This is a genomic window from uncultured Tepidimonas sp. (assembly GCF_938045175.1).
In the GTDB taxonomy this organism is placed as follows: Bacteria; Pseudomonadota; Gammaproteobacteria; order Burkholderiales; family Burkholderiaceae_C; genus Tepidimonas.
In genome coordinates this window covers 1-3,974 of record NZ_CALIND010000189.1, presented here as the reverse complement: position 1 = coordinate 3,974, position 3,974 = coordinate 1, and the positions used below count along the sequence as shown (strand labels likewise).

Annotated in this window: 4 protein-coding genes and 2 pseudogenes; 3 read left to right on the top strand and 3 right to left on the bottom strand. The window is 67.9% G+C overall.

Annotated elements, in window-relative coordinates; translation table 11 throughout:
* Positions 1-362, bottom strand: a pseudogene (locus tag Q0716_RS09945) (4-hydroxyphenylpyruvate dioxygenase); the annotation flags it as partial.
* Between the two features lie 209 nt (positions 363-571).
* On the opposite strand from Q0716_RS09945, the gene Q0716_RS09940 reads away from it, so the two are divergent.
* A complete protein-coding gene (locus Q0716_RS09940) occupies positions 572-1,054 on the top strand; it encodes an Lrp/AsnC family transcriptional regulator (RefSeq protein WP_299022766.1) in 483 nt (160 codons plus the stop codon).
* A 9-nt stretch (positions 1,055-1,063) separates the two neighbouring features.
* On the opposite strand, the gene Q0716_RS09935 is transcribed toward Q0716_RS09940, so the two are convergent.
* On the bottom strand, positions 1,064-1,843 hold the full coding sequence (locus Q0716_RS09935; protein ID WP_299022764.1) for an SDR family oxidoreductase: 780 nt from the start codon (positions 1,841-1,843) through the stop codon (positions 1,064-1,066).
* 50 nt (positions 1,844-1,893) lie between these two features.
* On the opposite strand from Q0716_RS09935, the gene Q0716_RS09930 reads away from it, so the two are divergent.
* Positions 1,894-2,532: an MBL fold metallo-hydrolase gene (locus Q0716_RS09930; protein WP_299022762.1), complete on the top strand. Its 639-nt coding sequence runs from the start codon at positions 1,894-1,896 to the stop codon at positions 2,530-2,532.
* A gap of 22 nt (positions 2,533-2,554) precedes the next feature.
* On the opposite strand, the gene Q0716_RS09925 is transcribed toward Q0716_RS09930, so the two are convergent.
* On the bottom strand, positions 2,555-3,388 hold the full coding sequence (locus Q0716_RS09925) for a M48 family metallopeptidase (protein ID WP_299022767.1): 834 nt from the start codon (positions 3,386-3,388) through the stop codon (positions 2,555-2,557).
* Between the two features lie 121 nt (positions 3,389-3,509).
* On the opposite strand from Q0716_RS09925, the pseudogene Q0716_RS09920 reads away from it, so the two are divergent.
* A pseudogene (locus Q0716_RS09920) lies at positions 3,510-3,974 on the top strand (hypothetical protein); the annotation flags it as partial.

Sequence of the window (3,974 nt, the reverse complement as noted above, 5' to 3'; positions counted from 1 at the left end):
CCGATGCCTTTGATCGCGGGCAGGCGCAGCTCCATCGGGCCAGTGGGGATGTCGATGGGCTGCGCGCCCAGCTCCAACGCGCGGTAGTAGGCCTTGTGGGCGTCCTTGACGCGGAAGGCCAAGCCACAGGCGCTGGGGCCGTGTTCCTGCGCGAAGTAGTACGCCAGGCTTTTGGGCTCGCGGTTGAGGATGAAGTTGATGCCGCCCTGGCGCCAGAGCTCGACGTCTTTGGAGCGGTGGCGCGCCACGAGGGTGAAGCCCAGGGCTTGAAACAGCGGTTCGAGCACGTTGGGGCGGGGCGAGGCGAATTCGACGAATTCGAAGCCGCACAAGCCCATGGGGTTGTCAAACGGGGTGGTCATGGCAGCACTCCAAGGGTAAACATGATGGACGAGAGCATATGCCTGCAATGGCGCAATGGGTTTGCATCGTGCTGCCGGAAAAACCCGAAGATTTGTAAGATTCTTGTGCGTTTATCGTAATTAACGAGAGAAAATTACGCCCAGCCGCGCTTTGCCTGCGGTGCTGGTGCGCGCCGTGCCCCGGCGCAACCGTTCGTCTGGAGTCCGTCATGTCCGCAGCCGTACCGCCCACTGTGCTCGATGCAGTAGACCGTCGCATGTTGACCCGTCTGCAAGAGGACGGGCGCATTACCAACCAGGCGCTGGCCGAGGCGGTGCACCTGTCGCCGGCGCAGTGCAACCGGCGCCACCGCCGGCTGGAAGAGCTGGGCCTGATTCGCCGCTACGAGGCGCGGCTGGACGCGCCGCGACTGGGGCTGGGGGTGACGGCTTTCGTGCACGTGACCATGGAGCGTGGCCACATCCGCGAAGTGGAGAAGTTTCGCGAGCGGGTGCGCGCCATGACACAGGTGCAGGAGTGCTATGCCGTCACCGGCGACTTCGACTACGTGCTCAAGGTGGTGGCGCGTGACCTCAAAAGCCTGTCGGATTTTTTGCTGGGCACGCTGGCGCAGCTGCCCGGGGTCAATGGGGTGCGCTCCAGCGTGTGCCTGGACGAGATCAAGTGCACCAGCGCGCTGCCGCTGGACTAGCCCCCCAGGCTAGCCGCGGCCGACGAAGGGCATCTGCGTGGCCAGCACGGTGGTGAACAGCACGTTGGCTTGCAGCGGCAGGCGCGCCATGGTCATGAAGGTTTGAACCACCGCGTCCATGTCCATGCGCGCCTCGGGGCGGATGCTGCCGTCGGCCTGCAGCACGCCGGCAGCCATGGCCTCGGTCATGTCGCTGGCCACATTGCCGATGTCGATCTGGCCCACGGCGATGTGAAAGGCGCGGCCGTCGAGCGCGGCGGCTTTGGTCAAGCCGGTGATGGCGTGCTTGGTGGCGGTGTAGGCGATGGAGCCCGGGCGCGGCGTGTGGGCCGAGATGGAGCCGTTGTTGATGATGCGCCCGCCCTGTGGGCGTTGTTCGCGCATGAGGGCGAAGGCCGCGCGCAGACAGTAAAACATGCCATCGAGGTTGGTGCGCACGGCGCGCTGCCAGTCCTCCAGCGCCACCGCGTCGGGCGTGGCGGTGGGTGTGAAGATGCCGGCGTTGTTGAACAACAGGTCCAATCGTCCATGGGCAGCGCGCACGGCATCGAAGGCGGCCTGTACCTGAGCGGGGTCGCCGACGTCGGCCGCGTGCGCGTGGGCCCGCGCGAGCGAGCCCGGCTGGGCCGCGTCGGCGAGTGCCGCGGTCTCGTTCAGGGCGGGCGCGCGCCGGCCCACGAGCCAGACGGTCCAGCCGTCATGCAACAGTGCGATGGCGCAAGCGCGGCCGATGCCGCTGCCTGCGCCGGTGACGAGGGCGATGCGCTGAGGGGGAAGACCCGTGTTCATGGAGCGATTGTCGCGCACACGGGCGCGCATGCGGGCACAATGACGCCACCATGCTGCGCTACCAGACGATACCCGTTACCCCCTTTGCCCAAAACTGTTCGCTCGTGTGGTGCGACGCCACGCGGCAGGCCGCCGTGATTGACCCCGGCGGCGACCTGGACACGGTGCTCACCACCGCCGAACGACTGGGGCTGGATCTGCGCCAGATTTGGCTGACCCATGCGCACATCGACCATGCGGGCGGCGCGGGTGAATTGGCCGAGCGGCTGGGCGTACCCATCGTCGGCCCGCACCCGGGGGATCAGTTCTGGATCGATGGGCTGCCGCAGCAAAGCCAGATATTTGGTTTTCCGCCGGCGCGCGCGTTCACGCCCACGCGCTGGCTGCACGATGGCGACACGGTGACGGTGGGCGAATGCACGCTGCAGGTGCGGCACTGCCCGGGGCACACGCCAGGGCACGTGGTGTTTCATTCGCCCGAGGCGCGGCGTGCTTTCGTGGGGGACGTGCTGTTTGCGGGCAGCATCGGCCGCACCGACTTCCCTGGGGGCGACTACCAGCAGCTGATCGACAGCATCACGCAGCGGCTGTGGCCCATGGGGGACGACACGGTGTTCATCCCGGGCCACGGGCCGGAGAGTACGTTCGGCCGCGAGCGGCGTACGAATCCGTTCGTGGGCGGCACGTGAGCCGGCGCGGGGCAGCGCAGCGTCAACCGGCGCGGCGCGCTTGTTCGTACAGGGCCTCGACCTTGGGGATGTTGGCCTCCAGCTCGCGGATGCGGTTGGGTCCGCTGGGGTGGGTGGACAGAAACTCCAGTCCGTTGTTGCCCGAGGCGGCGGCCATCTTTTGCCACAGCGTGACGCTGGCGCGCGGGTCGTAGGCGCCGCGCGCGGCCAGCTCCAGCCCGACCAGGTCGGCTTCGACCTCGTCTTCGCGGCTGAACTTCAGGCTCAGCAACTGCGTGCCCAAGTCGGCCGCCAGCCGGCCCAGGTCGCCCAAGCCCAGTAACTGCGCGCCCAGCGACAGGCCCAGGCCGGTGGCCTGCGTTTTGGCGATGCGCTCGCGCGCGTGTTCGCGCAGAGCGTGCGCCATTTCGTGCCCCATGACCATGGCCGCCTCGTCGTCCGCCAGGCGTAGCTGGTCCAGGATACCGGTGAAAAACGCGATCTTGCCGCCCGGCATGCAAAAAGCATTGATCTGGCGGCTGCCGATGAGGTTGACCTCCCAGCGCCATTGGCGCGCGCGCTCGTTCCAGGGCAGCGCGTGCGGAATGAGCTGGCGCGCAATGGCGCGCAGCCGCCGCAGTTGGGGGTGGTCGTCCGGCGCGAGCGCCCCCTGGGCGCGGGCTTGCGCCAACATTTGTGCGTACTGCTGCGCGGCCGCTGCCTCGAGCTGTTGCGCGGGCACGAGCGAGCGCAGCTTGGACGGTGGCCCCACTTGCACTTGTCCCCATGCGGGAGCCAGGGCGGTGGCGCCGGCCGCAGCGGCGGCAGCACGCAGAAAGCCGCGGCGTGCGGCCAATGGAATCCGGGCGTTGCACATCCAGCACATGGTGCCATCATAGGCACAATCGCAAGGGGGCGGTGTAAGCGGTTTGTGTCATCGGTAACGGTTGCATCGCTGCTCTCCACGCCCCTCGTTGCCATCCATCACTGTCCCGTCCATGCCCACGCCCCCCGCTGCGTCACCACGTCCCGAAGCGCCACGTTCCGCTCCTGCGTGGTGGCGCGTATTGTGGGACTGGCGCGTCGCCGCCATGGTGGCGCTGGGCTTTTCGGCGGGGTTGCCGCTGTTGCTGATTTTTTCGTCGCTGTCGCTGTGGCTGGGCGAGGCCGGGGTGGAGCGGCGCGCGGTAACGTTTTTCAGTTGGGCGGCGCTGGCGTATTCGTTCAAATTCATCTGGGCGCCGCTGGTGGATCGGCTGCCGCTGCCGGGGCTGTCGGCACGACTCGGGCGGCGCCGCGCGTGGCTGCTGGCCGCACAGTTGGGGGTGGTGGTGGCCATTCTGGGCATGGCGGCCACCGACCCGGCCGCGGGGCCAGCGGCGTTGGCGCGCATGGCAGGGTTTGCCGTGCTGCTTGGCTTCATGTCGGCGACGCAGGACATCGTCATCGACGCTTACCGCATC